Source organism: Aromatoleum toluclasticum ATCC 700605, from assembly GCF_000378245.1.
Lineage (GTDB): Bacteria > Pseudomonadota > Gammaproteobacteria > Burkholderiales > Rhodocyclaceae > Aromatoleum > Aromatoleum toluclasticum.
Genome location: NZ_KB899502.1, coordinates 40,557 through 59,076 on the forward strand (window position 1 = coordinate 40,557; position 18,520 = coordinate 59,076).

An 18,520-nucleotide genomic window follows, 5' to 3' on the forward strand; every position below is an offset into this window, starting at 1 on the left:
GCTCAAGGGACGACGGCCGCTCGGCCGCCGTGTGCCCGCGTCCGCCCGTCCCGCCTTGATCTCCGCCATTGCTCAGCTATTACTTTCTGCATAGTCACCCCCGGTTAGTCCCTATGGACGATGTGAGGTCTGGTCAACACGAAAAAAATGGCAACAGATGCACCGGAGTCGCGACACCACGACCGCCCGCATCCACACAAGTGTTTAACCGGAACACAGAATAAAGACGCCGAACAGGCAGGAGACATCGATGATGAAGAACCGTATCTGGATACCGGTCATTGCGGCAGTGGCGCTCGCAGTGACCGCTGGACCAGCGGTAGCCAAGGTCAGCGACGCGGAGGCCGCGAAGCTGGGCAAGGAGCTGACCTGCGTCGGCGCCGAGGCGGCCGGCAACAAGGACGGCACTATCCCGGCCTTTTCTGGAAAATGGCTGGGCACTCCGCCGGGAGTGAAATATACGCCCCACGTCGGGCAGCATCCGGTGGATCCGTATCCGGAAGATAAGCCGCTGTTCGAGATCACTGCGGCAAACATGAGCAAATACGCCGACAATCTCAGCGACGGCCAGAAGGCGATGTTCAAGAAGTATCCCGAAACCTTCCGAATTCCTGTCTATCAGAGTCGGCGCGACTTCAGGTATCCGGATGCCATTTGCGAGCTCGCCAGGAAGAACGCGCTTAGCGCCGAACTGATCGACGATGGTCTCGGCTATACGGGCCACAAAGGACCCGTGGGCTTCCCGATTCCGAAGTCGCCGATGGAAGTTCTCGCCAACATGAACTTCCCGTACCGGGCCTTCACGGAGCACGTCGTGCGGGACATCGCGGACGTGGGGTCGGATGGCAGCATCACCTGGGGTCGGCAGCTCAACAAGAATCTGAACGTCGTTACGCAAACCAGCGAGTTGGGTAAGCCGATGGAAGGGCTGATGGCCTACTCGCTGTCGGGGACCCTGTTGCCCGAGCGCGACCGTGGCAGCTTCACGGCATCGCAGGAGCCCGTCAACTTTGCCCGAGCGAAACGCCTTGCCTGGACCTACGACCCGGGTACGCGGCGAGTGCGCCAGCTGCCGACCTATGGGTTCGATACGCCGATGGGCGGCACGAGCGGCAAGATGACCATCGATCAGGATCGTCTGATGAACGGTGATCCGAGCCGTTACGAGTGGAAGCTGCTCGGCAAGAAGGAGTTGTACATTCCGGCGAACGCATACCGTCTGCACTCCAACAAGGTGAAGTACGCGGATCTCCTGCAGAAAGGACACGAGAACCCGGCCTATCTTCGATACGAACTCCGCCGCGTGTGGGTGCTGGAAGGTTCGCTGAAGGAAGGCTACCGTCATCTGTTCGGCAAGCGCGTGCTGTTCATCGACGAGGACAACTGGCAGGCCTCGATGGGGGACTATTACGATCAACGCGGAAAGCTTTGGCAGCACGGCTTCATCAACCACTTCTATGCGTTCGACCTGAATGCCTGGCAGGCCGGCACCGCCTTCTTTCACGACCTCGATTCGGGCGGCTACGTCGCCTTCAACCTGATTCAGGAGCGCGAAAAGTCCTGGGTCCTCAACGGCGGCGACCTCTCGCCCGACATGTACACCCCCGCTGCGCTGCGTGCGCTGGGCCAGTGATTCACTCGACTTTCCGGGGAGTAGACATGATGAAACTGCACAACAAAATGAAGCCGATCGCGCTCGCAGTGGTCGGCATGGGCATCGCGATTCCGGCGTCGGCCTTCGACACGATAGAGTTCGAAAACGGGGCGACCTTCGAATCGCGCGTGACCACGACCTATACGTTGTCCACCCGCCTCGAAGACCGCGATTCCGTGCTGACGAAGAATGCCGCGGGTAATGACGGCGACAATAACTTCGACAAAGGGGCATTGACATCGAATCGCGTGAGCGCTTTGCTGGACACTCACTTCAAGAAGGGGAATTCCGGCTTCGTTCTGTCTGCCAGCACGTTCTACGACGACGTCTATCACAATTCCAACGACAACGACGGCTCCTCGTTTCCGAACAAGATCGGCGGAGATGCCGATCAGTTCAGCAGCGACACCCGGCGCTACCACGGCGGTTACAGTCGCTTGCTCGACGTCTACGGCTACACCACGTTCGACATTGGCGAGCAGGGGCGTGCGACCGTCCGTCTCGGCAAACACGTCGTGTCATGGGGCGAGACCCTTTTCATTCCGGGTATTTCGGGTGCTCAAGGGCCGGCGGATGGCACCAAGGCTGGCATCCCGGGCACGGAGGTCAAGGATCAGTTGCTGCCCGAGGACCAGATCTCCGCGCTTTACGAGGTCAATGACAAGCTGTCGCTGATGGCCCACGTCCAGTACAACTGGCACAAGACGCTGATCAACGCGCCGGGCTCATTCCTGAGCACTTCGGATATCGTCGGGCCGGGCGCAGTTTGCCTGACCCCCGGGCCAGGGCCGTGTCGGATGCCCAGGGGAGCCGACGAGAAGCCGGGCAAAACCGGGCAATGGGGTGTTGGCGGCAAGTACCGCGTGACCGACGAAACCGAGGTAGGTCTGATCTACCTGCGATACCACGATCGTGCACCGATGGTCGATGTCGATTCGCTCCTTTCGGATGGCGACGGTTTCGGTTTCAACCATCGCTACTTCGAAGACATTAAACTGCTTGGAGCCACCTTCAGCACGACCTTCGGTATCGCCACCCTGGGCGGTGAAATTTCCTATCGGAAAGATGCACCTGCCCTCGTAAATGCGCGGCTGGGCTCAAGCGTGATACCGACCGCCACCACTGCCGACGTGCTGCAGACCAACCTCAATACCTTCATCAACCTTGGTCGGACCTTCCTCGCGCCCCAGGCCAACTTCCTGGCGGAAGTGGCCTATACCGAGGTGCGTAATCCGGATGCCCGTCGGGTGCCGGGCGCGACCGGTGATGTCTCGCGGACTTTTGCGCCGGGCTTCGGGGTCGTTCCGGTGCCCACGCCCGTGTCGGATTCGCTGAGCTTCGGCAGCTATGGTCTCGCCTTTGCATCGACGCTCAGTCTGAGCTATCCGGGCATCCTCGAGAATTGGGAGCTCGGTGTGCCGATCAGCTACTCGCGCCAGCTGAAGGGCCGCACCCTGCAGGGCAACCTCGGTATGGGGGAGGGCGACCACCGTATGAGTGTCGGCGCGACGATGACCTATCGCCGCAACCTGCAAATCGGCCTGACCTATCTGGGCTACTTCGGCGAAGCCAGTCTCGACCCGGTCAAGAACCGCCAATTGACCGACCGGGACCAGCTCTCGCTGGTCGTCAAGTATTCGTTCTGAGAACGCTTTCCTGGAGACGCGAAACCGGGCCAAAAGCCCGGTTTTTTTTTCGACCGCTGTCGCGTGCTTTGAATGGCATCCCGATCCGTGCGCGCGCTAGAACCGGTCGTCGTTTCCCGCTCGTTGCCGTGAGCGGTCTCCGCCTCGAACGCGCGATCTCAGCGCACGGCGGCCGTCTCGTACTCGGCGCGCAGTCGTGCGACCAGTTCGGCGACGCTGGGGATGTCGTGGATCGTGCCGATCCCCTGACCCGCGGACCATACGTCCTTCCATGCTTTCGGTTTGTGCTCGATTCCGGCGAACAGGTCGTCCTTGCCGCCGTTCTCGCTCGGGACAAGGGCGGCGGGGTCGATGCCGGCGGCGATCACGCTGTTCCTCAGGTAGTTGGCGGAGATGCCGCTGAAGGCCGGGGTGTAGAGGATGTCCGCGGCGGTATCGCGCACGATCATCGCCTTGTGGCCGGCATCTGCGGCGGCCTCGCGCGTCGCGATGAAGCGGGTGCCCATGTAGCCGAGGTCGGCGCCGAGGACTTCCGCCGCCCGCAGGCTGCGGCCGGAAGAAATGGCGCCGGCGAGCACCAGTGGGCCGTCCCAGAATTCGCGTACCTCGGAGACGAAGGCGAAAGGCGACAGGGTACCGCCGTGGCCGCCCGCGCCGGTGCAGACGAGGATCAGCGCGTCGACGCCGCATTCGATGGCCTTGCGCGCATGGGCGACGCTGATCACGTCGTGCAGCACGATGCCGCCGTAGCCGTGCACCTTCTCGACGACGAGGTCCGGCCGGCCGACGGAGGTGATGACGATCGGAACCTCGTGCTCGACGACGCGGCCGAGGTCTTCCTCCTGCCGCGGGTTGGACTTGTGGAGGATCAGGTTCGCGCCGAACGGGGCAGCAAGCTTGTCGGGATGAGCGACGTTCCAGGCCTCGAGCTCCGAGCGGATGCGTTCGAGCCAGTCGTCCAGTGCTGCGGAGGGACGGGCATTCAGCGTCGGGAAGGTGCCGACCACGCCCGCCTTGCATTGTGCGATGACGAGTTCCGGGCCGCTGGCGAGGAACATCGGGGAGCAGATGAGGGGCAGGGACAGGCGCCCTGCAAGGATCTCGGGAATCGGCATGACGTCTCGGGGGAGGATGAAAAGAGCAAGGCGGGGTCGCTTCGCGCCCCCGCCCCTGTGTTAACGCGACAACTCAGTGCCGTTCGATGAACGGATGTGTGTGAGTGCCGCTTCAGTAGTTCAGCGCGGACCCGGCGACCTCGCGCGCCCAGGGATAGTTCGCCTTGCCGGCCGCCGAGCGCTTCACCTCCGGAACGAGGACGATGTCCTTGGGGATCTTGTAGTTGGCCATGTGCTGCTGGCACAGCGCCCGCAGCTGCTGCGGATCGAGGCATAGCCCGGGGCGGGGCGCGACGACGGCGACGACCTTCTGTCCCCAGCGCGGGTCGGGCAGGCCAACGACGATCGCATCGAAGACGTCCGGGCTCATGCGCAGGACTTCCTCGACCTCTTCAGGGAAGACTTTTTCGCCGCCGGTATTGATGCAGTTGGAGCCGCGCCCGTAGATGATGATCGCGCCGTCATCCGCGAGTTTGGCGGCGTCGCCCGTGAGGACGTAGCGCTTGCCGTCCAGCGTGACGAAGGTTTGCGCGGTCTTCTCCGGATCGCCGTAGTAGCCGAGCGGCAGGTAGCCGCTGCGCGCGAGGATGCCTTGTTCTCCCGGTGCGGCGAGGCGATTGCCGTCGACGATCACCGCCAGGTCGGGGCGGGCCGCGATCCGGATCATGCCGCCGTCCGCGGGTTTGCTCCCGAGTCCGAGCTGTCCGCCTTCCGAAGACCCCATTCCGTCGCTGAAGAAGACGTTTTGGGGCAGATAGGCCTTGAGTGCTTCCTTGAGGTGATTCGAGAGTACCGCGCCGCCGTTGCCGAAGATGAAAAGTGTCGAGAGATCCCAGTGCGTCGGATTTGCGTTGAGCGCGTCGAGCAGGGGTACGGCCATCGCGTCGCCGACGATGGTGAGGCCATTGACGCGTTCGCGCACGATGAGGTCGAGAATGTGTTCGGCATTGAAGTGACGCTGTTCGTTGAGCACCACGGTGTGGCCCGCGAACAAGGACACCATCGTCGCCCAATGGGCCGCGCCGTGCATGAGGGGCGCCACGGGCATGAAGCGCAGCGGCGCGCACTTGCGAATGCGGTCGGCGAGCTGCTCGGGGGTGGCGATCGGCCCCTCGGCCGGCACGTATGACGCGCCGCCGCCCAGGCTGCCGAAGAAGAGATCCTTGTGCGGCCACATCACGCCCTTCGGTTTGCCCGTGGTGCCGCCGGTGTAGAGCAGGGAGATGTCGTCGTCGCGGCACTGCACTGCGGCGAGAACCGCCGGGTCGGCGCTCAGCGTGTCGTCGTAGCGGGTCGCGCCGGCCAGCGCGGGTGTGCCCGCGCCGGTGCGCACCTTCACACGCAGGCCGGGTGCGGCGTCGAGGGCCTCGGCGACGGCGGGCTCGAGTTCGGCGCTGTAGAAAAGCGCCTTCAGCCCGGCGTTGTCGTAGAGGTAGCGCAGCTCATCGGCGACGTAGCGGTAGTTGATGTTGGCGGGGATGGCGCGCACGCGGCAGGCGGCGAGGAAGGCTTCGAGGTATTCGGCCGAGTTGTACATCTGCAGGCCGACCACGTCGCCCGCGCCGATTCCCTGCCCGTGCAGCCAGGCGGCCAGACGCTCGATGCGCGCGGCCATCTGCCCATAGGTATGGCGGCTGGCGCCGATCACGAGCGCATCGCGCTCCGGTACGGTCTCGGCGGCGATCGCGAAGAGATCGGCGAGGCTGAAGGTGCGAGAGGTCATGGTGTCTCCGGTGTAATCGTTGTTGCGGCCGGTCAGGCGATCGCGCCGTCGGCCTTGAGTTGCGCGATGGCCTCGTCGCCCCAGCAGAGCTCGCGCAGGATTTCTTCGTTGTGTTCGCCGACGGCCGGGGGTGTGCGGTCGAGGCTGAAGCGGTAGTTGCTCATCTTCACGGGGAAGGCGAAGTAGGGCGCGCTGTCGCCGTGGGGGAGCGGCGTGTCGACCGTCATTTCTCGTGCTGTGGTGTGCGGATGCGCCAGCACCTCGTCGATGCGCAGCACCGGGCTGACGCAGGCATCCACGCCGTCGAAGGCCGCCATCCAGTCGGCCAGCGTGCGCGCCTTGATGATCGCGGCGACCTGCGCCTTGACCGCGGGGCCGGCCTTGCCCGATGCCCAGCCGCTCTTGGCGAGTTCGGGGCAGCCTGCGGTCTGGCAGAAGTTCTGCCAGAACTTCGGCTCCAGCGCGCCGACCGCGAGATGCCGGCCATCCGCCGTCTCATAGGTGCCGTAGCAGGGCAGTCCGCCGCTCAGCGTGTCGTGCCCGGCGGGGATGGGCTGCTTCCAGGTGTGCAGGCCGGCGAGCGGCTGCACGTTGAGGGCCATCGCACAATCAGTCATCGAAACGTCAATGAAGCGACCTTCGCCGCTGCGCTGCGCGTCGAACAGCGCGGCGAGGATGGCCATCGCCGCCGAGACGGCGCCGCCGGCGAGGTCGGCGATCGGGAAGTTTCCCGGATGCGGGCTGCCCGCGGCGGGGGCGCTTTGCTCGAGGATGCCGGCGTAGCTCTGGTAGTTGATGTCGTGGCCGCCCAGCGCGGCGAGCGGGCCGTCCTGCCCGTAGCCGCTGATCGAGCAGTACACGAGCCGGGGGTGGGCGGCCTTCAGCTCGTCATAGCCGAGGCCGAGGCGTGCCATCACGCCGGGGCGGAAGCCTTCGACGAGGATGTCGGCGTCCCGCACCAGCGCGAGGATCACGTCGCGCGCACCGGGCGCCCGCAGGTCGATGGCCAGCGAGCGCTTGTTGCGATTCACGGCCATGAAGAAATGCGAGATCGCGGTGCCTTCGGGGCCACGTGCGGCCTCGCCCGATCCCGGCGGTTCGATCTTGATCACTTCCGCGCCGAGGTCCGCGAGTTGCAGCGTGCACATCGGGCCGGGCAGGAGCTGGGTGAAATCGAGGACCTTGATGCCGCTGAGGGGTTTTGTCGTCATGGAGTTCCTCCCTCAGGTCCGGTCGAGGTCGCGGAACGGCACGTTGCGGTCCGTGCGCAGCTCGCCCGGCAGGCCGAGCACCCGCTCGGCGATGACGTTGCGCAGCACCTCGTCGGTGCCGCCGGCGATCCGCGCACCGGGCGAGCCGAGCCACAGGCGCTGCAGGTAGGGCCAGTCGCCGCCCAGTGCGTCGGCCCCGAGCAGCCCCTCGGTGCCGGCGAGTTCCATCGCGAAGGACGAGATGTCCTGCATCGCCTTTGCGGCGACGAGCTTGGTGACCGACATCTCGGGGCCGGGCGTCTTGCCTTTCGACAAGGCGGTCAGGCCGCGCGAAATGATCAGCGCCACGCCTTGCTGGTCGAGATAGGCGTCGGCGATGCGCGCGCGCACCCGCGCGTCTTCGATCGCCGGGCGCTCGTCCCAGGTGCAGGTCCGCGCAAGGTCGATCAGGTGCACGTGCAGGTCGGTCGGCAGGTTGCCGCCGACGGACAGGCGTTCCTGCATCAGGGTGCTGAGCATCACCTTCCAGCCGCCGCCCTCGGGGCCGAGGCGGTATTGATCCGGAATCCGCACGTCGGTGAAGAACACCTCGTTGAAATCCGAGTCGCCGGACATCTGGTGGATCGGGCGGATCTCGACGCCGGGCGCCTTGAGGTCGACGATGAACATCGTCAGCCCTTCCTGCTTCGGCTTGTCCCGGTCTGTGCGGGCGAGCAGGATGCCGTAATCACCGAAGTGCGCCGACGAAGTCCACACCTTCTGGCCATTCACGACCCATGCGTCGCCGTCGCGCACCGCCCGCGTGCGCACTGCGCCGGTGTCGGAACCGGCACCCGGCTCGGAAAAGAGCTGGCACCAGATCTCCTCGCCGGCCAGCCCAGGGCGCAGGAAGCGCGCCTTGAGTTCCGGCGCGGCCCAGCGCAGCACGGTGGGCAGGCCCATGCCGATGCTGACCTCGAAGATCATCTGCGGGACGAGATACGCGGCCTCTTCCTGCTGGTAGATCACCTGCTGCATCGCGGTGCCGCCCAGCCCGCCGGCTTCGCGCGGCCAGGTGATCGCGGCGTAGCCGGCGGCGGCCTTCTTCGCCTGCCAGGCCTTGGCGCGGGCGAGTTTCGCGGCCTCGTCGAGCCCTTCGCCGAACACTTCGTCCGCGCGCGTGCGCCGTTGTCCGTTGGCGGCCAGCCAGGCGCGCACCGCTTCGCGGAACGCGGCTTCTTCGGGAGTATCTTTGAAGTCCATGAGGGGTGCTCCGCTTACGCGGCCTCCTTGATCAGTTCATCGGCGAGGCGGGCGCGCCAGGCGTGTTCGCTGCCGATCACCTGCGCGAGGTGACGGGCGCGGCGGTAGTAGAGGTGGCAATCCATCTCCCACGTGAAGCCGATGCCGCCATGCAGTTCGATGCCCTCTTCCGCGGCGAACAGGAAGGCGCGCGTCGCGGCCACGCGGGCGGCCGCGGCGGCCCGCGGCAGCTCCGGGGCGTCGGAGGCGAGCGCCCAGGCGCCGTAGTAAGCGTGCGCGCGGGCGAGCTCGATGCGCGTGTAGATGTCGGCCATCTTGTGCTTGAGCGCCTGGAAGCTGCCGATCTGGCGGCCGAAGGCCTTGCGCTCGAGCGAGTAGTCGCGCGCGAGCTCGAGGATGCGTGCGGCCCCCCCGACCTGCTCGAACGCCAGCAGGACGGCTGCCCCGTCGCGCACGCGGCGCGCGACGGCTGCGCCATCGGCGGCCGCCAGGCGCTCGGCCGGCGTGGCGGTGAACTCGATCTGCGCCAGCGGGCGCGTGGGGTCGACCGTCGGCAGCGCGGTGCGCTTCACACCGGGGCCGTTGAGGTCGACCAGGATCAGATCGGCGCCGACCTGAAGGACCGCGAGCTGCGCGATGGCGCCGTCGAGCAGCACCGGGCTGGTGCCGTCGAGGCATTGGCCGTCGAAGGCGAGCGGCTGCGGCGTGCGATAGCGTTCGCTGCCCCCGAGGGCCGCGGTGGCGATCACCTCGCCCTGCGCGATGCCGGGCAGCCAGCGCTGTTTTTGCGCGTCGCTGCCGGCGCGCAGCAAGGCTTCGGCGGCGAGGTAGATGCTCGACGACAGCGGCACGGCGGCGAGGTGGCGGCCGGCTTCCTCGGCCACCAGGCACAGTTCCAGATAGCCGAGCCCGGCGCCGCCGTAGGCCTCGGGGAGCGCCGCGGTGGCCGCGCCCATCTCGTTGAGGTTGTGCCAGACCTTCGCGCAATGGGTTGCGCGACCTTCCAGCACCTCGCGCACCGCCTGCGAGGTGCTGTTCTCGGCGAGCATGCTGCGGACCGCGTCCTGCAGAAGGCGCTGGTCGTCGGAAAAATCGAAATTCACGGTGTGCTCCTGACTAGGGGGGCGTGCGTGGCGGCGACCGTCAGCGCGCGGCCGCGGGCGGGGTTACGCGCTTCGGGCCGTAGAAGGTCCGGCCTTCCGCGGCCATGTCGCGCAGCAGCTTCGGGGCGGCGTACTGGTCGCCATAGCGCGCCGCGAGGCGGTCGCATTCGGCAACGACCTGCGCGATACCGACGGTGTCCATCATCGAGAACGGGCCGCCGAGGTAGGCCGGGAAGCCGACGCCGAGGATTGCGCCGACGTCGCCGTCGGCCGGGTCGATCACGATGCCCTCGGCCATCGCCCTGGCGGCGTCGACCAGTTGCGCATACAGCATGCGCGCCTTGACCTCCTCGACGGTCGGCTGCTCGGCCAGCGGCGGGAAGAGCTCGGCGAGACCGGGCCACAGCTGTTTGCTGCCATCCGCGGCATAGTCGAAGAAGCCCTTGCCGTTCTTGCGCCCGTGCCGGCCGAGTTCGCCGACCAGCTTCTCGACGAGGCGGAAGGTGGGCGTTTCCCTGAAGGCTGCGCCTTCGTCCTTCTTGCGTTGCTGGCTGGCGTGATAGGCGGTGTCGAGCCCGATCTCGTCGGACACCGTGAGCGGCCCCACCGGGATGCCGGCCATCTTCGCGGCGTTCTCGATCAGCGCCGGATTCACCCCTTCGGTGACCATCGCGAGGCTCTCGTTGACGTAGGCGCCGATGAAGCGGCTGGTGAAGAAGCCCGGTCCGTCATTCACGACGATGGGGGTCTTCTTCATCGCCTGCACGAGGTCCAGCGCACGCGCCAGCGTCGCGGGCGAGCTCTTGCGCCCGCGGATGATCTCCACGAGCGGCATGCGCTCGACCGGCGAGAAGAAGTGCATGCCGATGAAGTTCTGCGGCCGTTCGCCCGCGTCGGCCAGCTCGGTGATCGGCAGGCCCGAAGTGTTCGACGCGATCACCGCATCCTTCGGCAGCACAGCCTCCAGCCTGCGTGTCACGTCGGCCTTGATCGCGCGGTCCTCGAACACCGCCTCGACGACCAGCTCGACACCGGCGAGGCCGGCATAGTCGGTGGTCGGATGGATGCGCGCGAGGATCGCGTCGGCCTTTTCCTGCGTCATGCGGCCCTTCGCGATGTCCTTTTCGAGGCGCTTCACCGAGTAGGCCTTGCCCTTGTCGGCACCCGCCTGATCGCGGTCGATGAGCACGGTTTCGATGCCGAGCTTCGCGCAGTGGTAGGCGATACCCGCCCCCATGAGGCCCGCTCCGACCACCCCGATCTTGCGGAAGGTGGTCTTCGGGATGCCTTCCGGGCGGTGCATCAGCTTGTCCGCCTTGCCCTTGTTGATGAACAGTGTGCGGATCATGTTGCGCGACACCGGGTCGAGCTGCAGCTGCGTGAAATACTTGGCCTCGACCTCCAGCGCCTTGTCCATCGGCAGCTGCGGCCCTTCGTACAGGCAGGACAAGATGGCCTTCGGCGCGGGCAGGTTGTGGAAGGTCTTTGCCTGCAGCATCGCGTTGCTGACGACCAGCAGCTGCGCGACCGCGGGAGACATCGGACCCGCGCCGCCCGGCACCTTGAAGCCCTTCTTGTCCCACGGCTGCACCGCGTCGCCTTCTTCGACGAGCCAGCGGCGTGCTTCGGCCAGCAACTGGTCGGCCGGCACGATCTTGTGGATCAGGCCCATCTTGAGCGCCTTCTCCGCGCTCAGCGCCTGACCTTCCACGAGAACCGGCATAGCGGCCTGGATGCCGATGAGGCGCGACACGCGCTGGGTGCCGCCGCCGCCGGGCAGCAGTCCGACCTGGACCTCGGGCAGGCCGAGCTGGATGCCCCGGGTGTCGGCCGCGACGCGATAGTGGCAGGCGAGCGCGATCTCCGTGCCACCGCCCAGCGCCGTGCCGTTGATCGCGCAGGCCACCGGCTTGCCGCAGGTTTCCATGCGGCGCAGCAGCTTCGACAGCGAGGCGTTGCGTGCGAGCCGCTCGGCAACCGGCGTGTCCTGCGCTTCGAGCGAGGCCTCGATCCCCTTCAGGTCCGCCCCGGCGGCGAACACCGACTTGCCCGACGTGAAGATCGCGCCCTTGATACTGTCGTCGCTGACGAGGCGCTCGACCGCGGCCTCCATCTCGTCCATGAACTTCATGTCCATGGTGTTCATGGTGCTGTCCGTGCGGTCGAAGAGGAGGGTGGCGATGCCTTCGGCGTCCACCGAGATATGGATGACTTCACTCATGACTGTTGTCGTTTCCCTGAAAATTTCCGGTGGCGCTCAGACGAGCTCGATGACGGTGGCCGTGCCCATGCCGGCCGCCTCGCACAGCGTGACGAGGCCGGTGCCGACCTGGCGGCGTTCCATTTCGTCGAGGAGGGTGCCCAGGATCATGGCGCCGGTCGCACCCAGCGGATGTCCCATGGCGATCGCGCCGCCATTGACGTTGATGCGCTCGTGCGGCACGTCGAGGCGCTCCATCAGGCACAGCACCACCGAGGAGAAGGCTTCGTTGAGTTCCCACAGACCGATGTCGGAGGCGTTCATGCCGGCCTTGCGCAGCGCTTTTTGCGCCGCGTAACTCGGGGCGTCGAGCATCAGCGTCGGCTCCGAGCCCACCGTGGCCACCGAGCGGATGCGCGCGCGCGGCTTGAGCCCGGTGCGTTCGCCGATCTCGCGGTTGCCGACCAGCACCGCCGCGGCGCCGTCGACGATGCCGGAGCTGTTGCCGGCGTGGTGCATGTGCCGGATCGCTTCGAGCTGCGGGTATTTCAGCAACGCCACGCCGTCGAAACCGTACTGCGTGCCCATCTCGAGGAAGGCGGGCTTCAGCGCCGCGAGCGATTCGAGCGTCGTGTCCGGGCGGATCGCCTCGTCCTGGGCCAGCACGGGCAGCCCGAGCACGTCCTTCACGGGCACCACCGAGCGCGCGAACCAGCCATTGGCCCACGCCCGGGCGGCGCGCCGCTGGCTTTCCACCGCATAGGCGTCGCACTGCTCGCGGGTGAAGCCGTGCAGGGTCGCGAGCAGGTCGGCGCTCACGCCCTGCATCGTGAAATGCATCTTGAATGCCACCTGCGGGTCGAGCGCCATCGCACCGCCGTCGCTGCCCATCGGCACGCGCGACATGCTCTCCACGCCGCCGCCGATAGCGAGATCGACCTGGCCGCTCGCGACCTTGGCCGCCGCGAAGTTCACCGCCTCCAGGCCGGACCCGCAGTAGCGGTTGACCTGCACCCCCGGCACGCTGTCATCGAAGCCGGCCACCAGCGCGGCGACGCGTGCGATGTTCCCGCCCTGTTCGCCGACCGGACACACGCAGCCGAGGAACACGTCCTCGACCAGGCTCGAATCGAGCTGGTTGCGGTCGCGCACCGCCTGCAGCATCTGCGCGGCCAGCTGCACTGGGGTGATCTCGGCAAGCGCCCCGTCGGCCTTGCCCTTGCCGCGCGGCGTGCGCACGTGGTCGTAGATGAAGACGTCCGTCATGACAGTCCCTTATTCGGTTCGTAAGTCGAAAACACTCGCCTGTCGCCACCTTGGACGCCGCCGCATGCTGCATGCGGGCGGGACCTGGGACAGGAGCTTCGAGGCAATCGTAGGGCAGGTGCCGGCGTGCGACGGAAATCTGAGCCTTAAGCCGAACAACGCTCCGCTATACTTCGTAAGTGACGGAAAAATAATGTGATTTGTGCGATGCGGAAAACCGAACAAAATCGGTGCCGCGCATTAGCGGGGAGACGGGGGTGATGGGCAAGGCGGCAGGGCGCGGGGCAGCACACGCGACAAGTGAAGGCACGAAACAGCGGGCGACCCCGTCGCAGGCGCGCGCGCGCTTCACGGTCGAGACCATTCTCGAAGCCGCGAGCGAGATCCTGCGCGTGGAGGGCGTCGATGCCGTGACCACGCGCAAGATCGCAGCGCGGGCGGGCGTGTCGGTCGGCGCCGTGTACCAGTACTTCCCCGACAAGGAAGCGATCCTCATCGAGATCAGCAAACGCATCATGGACGAGGAGTCGGAGGCGGCCTCGCCGGAACTCTTCCGGCTCCACCGCAAGTCCCTCGACGAGATGCTGCAGGCGCTGTTCCGCAACACGGTGCGCACCGAGACGCGGCTCTACTCGCTGGGGCGCGACTACTACCGCCGCTACGCGCGCCAGATGCAGTTCGGCCGCGCGCAAGGCCTCGGCCGCGGCTCACGCACCTCCGAACAACTCGTCGCGAACATGGAAATGCTGCTCAAGCAGCACGCCGACGTGGTTGGCGAACCCGACACCCAACTCGCGTCCTTCATGCTCGTGCGCGGCATGCGCACCCTCCTCGCAACCCTGGTCGAGGAGCGCCCGGAACTGCTGCAATCGCCGTCGCTGGTGCCGATGATGGTGCGCATCGCGCGGGCGATCAACGATTCGCGCGACGGGGGCGAGGAGGGCGCGGGGCAGGGCGGGCGCTGAGTTGAACACTCGCGATGTCCTCCTGGTCGCCGATCTGGCGTAGCAGCGTCCAATGACTGCTTCACTTGAAAACCTGAAAAATGGCCTATGTCAGCAACTCGGCCAGAGTCGCCGGCCACGGCAACAAGCCGCGGCGAGGCAACGGCAGCTTTCCGGTGCGAGTCCTGAATTAACACATTCGGACAAGACCGGCCGTTCATGATCCGCTCGGAATCTTCCTCACTCGACCCCTTGTCGATGACCGGTTTACGGCGGTGAACTTGAACCCCACTTTGGCGCTACCGGCCGAATGCACGCATTGGGGTGACGTCGCTGAAACCAGCCGCCCGAGTCCCTCCGTAGACGCTGGAAGTCTGCTTAGTGGCTCACCGCTGCGCGGGCAGAGCGGCTACAAGCAGTAATTCAGGACGATCGGCGCTGTTGCATCCCTTCACAATAACTGCTGCGGCACCCATTTATTCCCGCAGCCCTGCCTTTCGCAGACCGACCGCCAAGGTGGCGAGATTCTCCGGTCGGTGGATCGGTAGCCAGTCCGCTAGATTGGAGAGGCGTAACCCGGGGTCGAGCTGGCGCAGATGGTCCAGAGCACGCTGCGCTTCGGCCGTTCGCCCAGCGAGGGCATGGCTTGCCGCGAGGGTTGCTGCGACGAGCAGCAGGCTGGGCAATTCGCGCAATGCCTTCTCCGCCCACGAGGATGCAGTGTCGAAGCGCCCCATCAAGAGGTGCGCCGCCGCCATGCCCGCTTGCATTCTGTACAGCTCGGGGTCGAGCGGGCTTAGACGCATCGCGTGTGTCAGGTGCTCGACGGCTTCATCCGTCTCTCCGTGCCAGAGTCTGAGAAATGCGCCGAGGAACCACGCTGCCGCGAGGTTGGGATTGAGCACGAGCGCCTTGTCCAGCAAGGCGATGCCGCCTGGAAGGTCACCGGCAAGGTGGCCGAGCGCGTGCCCACATCGGGTGAGTGCAACCGCATCGTCCTTGCCCAATTCGACGGCCCGGCGAGCGAGTCGGACGCCCTCCGCCATCTCCCGCGGGCGATCGGTCATCCAGCCGTTGATCTTCCGCCAGCAGTGACACCACGCTGCCATCGCGTAGGCTGATGCGAAATCAGGATCGCAGTTGATGGCCCTGTGGAAGAGCGGCAGCGCCTGGTCGATGGCCTCCCGGGTTCCGCGATGCAGCCAGACCATTCCGCGCAGATAGTAGTCGTAGGCGTCGAGGCTTTCGGTCGGCTTGTGCCGCGCACGCTCGATTTCCGCGCGCTCGAGTTGCGGGGCGATCGCGCCGACCACGGTCTCGGTGACCTGGTCTTGCAGTTCGAAGATGTCTCCGAGCACCCCTTCGAAGCGCCCCGCCCAATGATGGGCGCCGGTCGTCGCATCGATCAACTGGCCGGTAATGCGCACCCGAATGTCGGCCTTGCGCCAGCTGCCTTCTAGCACGTAGCGCACGCCCAGCTCGCGGCCGACCTGTTTCACATCGACCGCACGGCCCTTGTAGGTGAAGCTCGAGTTGCGCGCGACGACGAACAACCAGCGATACTGCGACAAGGCCGCGATGATGTCCTCGACCACGCCGTCGGCTAGGTAGTCCTGCGCCGGATCTCCGCTCAGATTCACGAAGGGCAGCACCGCAATGGACGGTTTGGCCGGCAGGGCCGACGCAGACGCGAGCGCCGGAACTTCGACGGTTCCGGTGGGCTCGGCGTCAGGCGCGGCAGCAGCGGCCATTGACTCGGTTTCTCTAAGGTCGGCGACGAAGCGGAATCCCTTGCGGGCAACCGTGCGAATCACGCGCTGTTGCTGGCCGTCGTCACCGACGGCCTTGCGCACTGCGTTGATGTGGCTCGCCAGGGTCGATTCGGAAACGATTCGACCGCCCCACACGACGGCGATCAGGTCGTCCCGGCTGACGACGCGTTCGCGGTGCTCGGCCAGGTAGACCAGCAGGTCGAAGACTTTGGGCGCCGTCGCAACGATCCCGGACGCCCGGGATAGCTCCCTCCGGTCGAGGTCGAGCACGCAGTCGTCAAACACTAAAGGCATTCAGGGCTCCATCGCGGTCCTGGACAAGCATCCAAGCCAAATCCAAGGAAAACCCAAGGCGTCGACAAAGTCTTCGGCCGGGGCGCCGCGCACACTGCATCCATCGATCGCCGCACCGGAGTGATCGACATTCAACCGAGGAGCAGAGCATGAAAATCATTGTGATCGGCGGGACCGGCCTGATCGGTTCGAACATTGTAGACAGGCTGCGTCGCGATGGGCATGAGACGGTCGCGGCATCCCCCCGCGCTGGCGTCAATGCAATTACCGGGCAAGGACTGGCCGAAGCGCTTGCCGGCGCGCAGGTCGTGGTGGACGTGTGCAACTCGCCGTCGTTCGAAGACCGGGCCGTGCTGGAGTTCTTCGAGACGTCCACGCGGAATCTGCTTGCCGCGGAAGCCGCCGCGGGCGTCGAGCATCACGTCGCGCTGTCCATCGTCGGCACCGATCGCCTTCCGGAGAACGGTTACTTCCGCGCAAAAGTCGCGCAGGAAAACCTGATCAAGGCATCGAAGATTCCCTACACCATCCTGCGCGCGACGCAGTTCTTCGAGTTCATCGGGGGCATCATCGATGCGAGCGCCGACGGCGGCACGATCCGGCTGTCGCCCGCGCTGATCCAGCCCATCGCCGCGGACGACGTCTCGGCCGTGCTCGCCGATCTCGCGGTCGGGACGCCGATGAATGGCACCGTCGAGGTCGCCGGACCGGACCGCTTCCCGCTCGACGAACTGGCGCGCAAGTTCCTCGCCGCCCGCCAGGACCCGCGCGAGGTGATCGCCGACGTTCATGCGCGCTATTTCGGCAGCGAGCTGAATGACCGATCGCTGGTCGCCGGCGATAACCCGCACACCGGCCAGACACGGTTCCACAACTGGCTAAGCCGCTCGTCGGCGCAAGCATAAGAGGCGTGTTCATCATGACCCAACGCATCGACTACCAGAAACAATCCCCCGAGCTGTTCAAGAAACTGCTCGCATTCAGCATGGCCCTCAACGAATCCGCGATCGAGCAAACGATCCGCCATCTCGTGGATATCAGGGCGTCGCAGATCAACGGCTGCGCGTTCTGCGTCGATATGCACGTCAAGGAAGCGACGATGCACGGCGAGCGTCCGCTCCGGCTGCACCATGTCGCGATCTGGCGCGAGTCGACGCTCTTCAGCGCACGCGAACGAGCTGCCCTGGAATGGACCGAGACCCTGACCCGGCTCGCCGCCGACGGCGTGCCCGACGACGTCTATGAGCGTGTCCGCGTGCAGTTGTCCGAGAAGGAGTTGTCCGATCTGACCTTTCTAGTGATGTCGATCAATGCCTGGAACCGGGTCAGTGTCGGCTTCCGCGTGGTACCCGGTTCGTACGACAAGGCCTTCGGCCTAGACAAGTCCGGCCTGTCCTGATCAGGCATCCGCACCCACCCCCGACAAGGAGCACATCATGCTGAAACTCAGAGCCCTCGCCGTCGCGCTGCTGTTGGCCGCCGGCGCCGCCAACGCACAACAAACGCCACCCGAGGCACAGGTGACATCGCTGATGACCAAGGCGCTCGCCGACTATCCGGGCAAGGAAGCGACCGTCATCACGGTCGACTATCCACCCGGCGGAGAAAGCGCCGTGCATCGGCACCACGCGCACGCATTCGTCTATGTGCTGGAGGGTTCGATCGTGATGGGAGTGCGCGGCGGCAAAACCATCACCCTGACGCCGGGCCAGACCTTCTACGAAAGTCCGGACGACATACACACGGTCTCGCGCAACGCCAGCCGCACCGAACCCGCGAAGTTCATGGTGGTCCTGTTGAAGAACAGCGGCGCCCCCATCGTGACGCCGGTGCACTGACGACGGCAGAGCCTCCACCTGACCCGCTGGGTGCCCGTTAAAGAGGCCGCCACCGAGCCACACCCGCCCCCTGGCGCCCCGGCCACGGGCCCGCTGGGTGGCGTCGTGTGTATCGACGGTCATATTTCCTTCAAAGGAACAACATGCATGTACTGAACGAAAAGGTCATCATCGTGACGGGCGGAAGCTCGGGCATCGGCCGGGCCGCGGCCTTGGGCTTTGCCCGACAGGGTGCCAAGGTCCTGATCACCGGCCAGCGCGAGGCGCACCTTAAGGCAACGGCCGCCGAACGCCCCAACATCGCGGGCCTAGTTGCCGATGCGGCGAGGCCCCACGACGCTGTTCGCACTGTTGCAAAGGCGATCGACACATGGGGCGACTGGACGTGCTCGTGAACAGCGGCGGCGTGGGTGCGCCATTCTTGGGCTGGCGGATTTCACGCCCGATCGAATCGCGCAGATCTTCTCCGTGAACGTGTTCGGTCCCAGTCTCCTTGCGGCTGCCGCGCTTCC

Annotated in this window: 15 protein-coding genes; 7 read left to right on the plus strand and 8 right to left on the minus strand. The window is 65.9% G+C overall.

Annotation, left to right across the window (positions count from 1 at the left end):
- The first annotated feature begins 250 nt into the window (after positions 1–250).
- The gene (locus tag F464_RS0118610; protein ID WP_018991357.1) at positions 251–1,633 is read left to right on the plus strand and encodes a DUF1329 domain-containing protein; all 1,383 of its coding nucleotides are present in this window, start codon (positions 251–253) and stop codon (positions 1,631–1,633) included.
- Between the two features lie 26 nt (positions 1,634–1,659).
- On the plus strand, positions 1,660–3,300 hold the full coding sequence (locus tag F464_RS0118615) for a DUF1302 domain-containing protein (RefSeq protein WP_018991358.1): 1,641 nt from the start codon (positions 1,660–1,662) through the stop codon (positions 3,298–3,300).
- A gap of 158 nt (positions 3,301–3,458) precedes the next feature.
- On the opposite strand, the gene F464_RS0118620 is transcribed toward F464_RS0118615, so the two are convergent.
- The 7 genes from F464_RS0118620 to F464_RS0118650 form a co-directional block, all read right to left on the minus strand.
- A complete protein-coding gene (locus F464_RS0118620) occupies positions 3,459–4,415 on the minus strand; it encodes an NAD(P)H-dependent flavin oxidoreductase (protein ID WP_018991359.1) in 957 nt (318 codons plus the stop codon).
- Between the two features lie 112 nt (positions 4,416–4,527).
- The gene (locus F464_RS0118625) at positions 4,528–6,138 is read right to left on the minus strand and encodes an AMP-binding protein (protein ID WP_018991360.1); all 1,611 of its coding nucleotides are present in this window, start codon (positions 6,136–6,138) and stop codon (positions 4,528–4,530) included.
- A gap of 32 nt (positions 6,139–6,170) precedes the next feature.
- Positions 6,171–7,349: a CaiB/BaiF CoA transferase family protein gene (locus F464_RS0118630; protein ID WP_018991361.1), complete on the minus strand. Its 1,179-nt coding sequence runs from the start codon at positions 7,347–7,349 to the stop codon at positions 6,171–6,173.
- Between the two features lie 12 nt (positions 7,350–7,361).
- The gene (locus F464_RS0118635; RefSeq protein WP_018991362.1) at positions 7,362–8,591 is read right to left on the minus strand and encodes an acyl-CoA dehydrogenase family protein; all 1,230 of its coding nucleotides are present in this window, start codon (positions 8,589–8,591) and stop codon (positions 7,362–7,364) included.
- 14 nt (positions 8,592–8,605) lie between these two features.
- Entirely contained in the window at positions 8,606–9,694 is a 1,089-nt protein-coding gene (locus F464_RS0118640; RefSeq protein WP_018991363.1) for an acyl-CoA dehydrogenase family protein, read from the minus strand.
- Between the two features lie 40 nt (positions 9,695–9,734).
- Positions 9,735–11,915: a 3-hydroxyacyl-CoA dehydrogenase NAD-binding domain-containing protein gene (locus F464_RS0118645; RefSeq protein ID WP_018991364.1), complete on the minus strand. Its 2,181-nt coding sequence runs from the start codon at positions 11,913–11,915 to the stop codon at positions 9,735–9,737.
- Between the two features lie 36 nt (positions 11,916–11,951).
- Positions 11,952–13,160: an acetyl-CoA C-acetyltransferase gene (locus F464_RS0118650; RefSeq protein WP_018991365.1), complete on the minus strand. Its 1,209-nt coding sequence runs from the start codon at positions 13,158–13,160 to the stop codon at positions 11,952–11,954.
- A gap of 260 nt (positions 13,161–13,420) precedes the next feature.
- Between F464_RS0118650 and F464_RS0118655 the strand changes: the two genes are divergently transcribed.
- Entirely contained in the window at positions 13,421–14,125 is a 705-nt protein-coding gene (locus tag F464_RS0118655) for a TetR/AcrR family transcriptional regulator (protein WP_018991366.1), read from the plus strand.
- Positions 14,126–14,580: 455 nt separating this feature from the next.
- Here the strand turns inward: F464_RS0118655 and F464_RS0118660 are convergent, their stop codons facing one another.
- A complete protein-coding gene (locus F464_RS0118660) occupies positions 14,581–16,146 on the minus strand; it encodes a winged helix-turn-helix domain-containing tetratricopeptide repeat protein (protein ID WP_232428984.1) in 1,566 nt (521 codons plus the stop codon).
- A gap of 173 nt (positions 16,147–16,319) precedes the next feature.
- Here F464_RS0118660 and F464_RS0118665 point away from each other — a divergent pair, with 173 nt between their 5' ends.
- From F464_RS0118665 to F464_RS31370, 4 genes are all read left to right on the plus strand, one after another.
- Positions 16,320–17,075: an SDR family oxidoreductase gene (locus tag F464_RS0118665; protein WP_018991368.1), complete on the plus strand. Its 756-nt coding sequence runs from the start codon at positions 16,320–16,322 to the stop codon at positions 17,073–17,075.
- A 14-nt stretch (positions 17,076–17,089) separates the two neighbouring features.
- On the plus strand, positions 17,090–17,569 hold the full coding sequence (locus F464_RS0118670; RefSeq protein ID WP_026296136.1) for a carboxymuconolactone decarboxylase family protein: 480 nt from the start codon (positions 17,090–17,092) through the stop codon (positions 17,567–17,569).
- Between the two features lie 37 nt (positions 17,570–17,606).
- On the plus strand, positions 17,607–18,008 hold the full coding sequence (locus F464_RS0118675; protein WP_018991370.1) for a cupin domain-containing protein: 402 nt from the start codon (positions 17,607–17,609) through the stop codon (positions 18,006–18,008).
- 143 nt (positions 18,009–18,151) lie between these two features.
- On the plus strand, positions 18,152–18,403 hold the full coding sequence (locus tag F464_RS31370; protein ID WP_026296137.1) for an SDR family NAD(P)-dependent oxidoreductase: 252 nt from the start codon (positions 18,152–18,154) through the stop codon (positions 18,401–18,403).
- Positions 18,404–18,520: the final 117 nt, after the last annotated feature.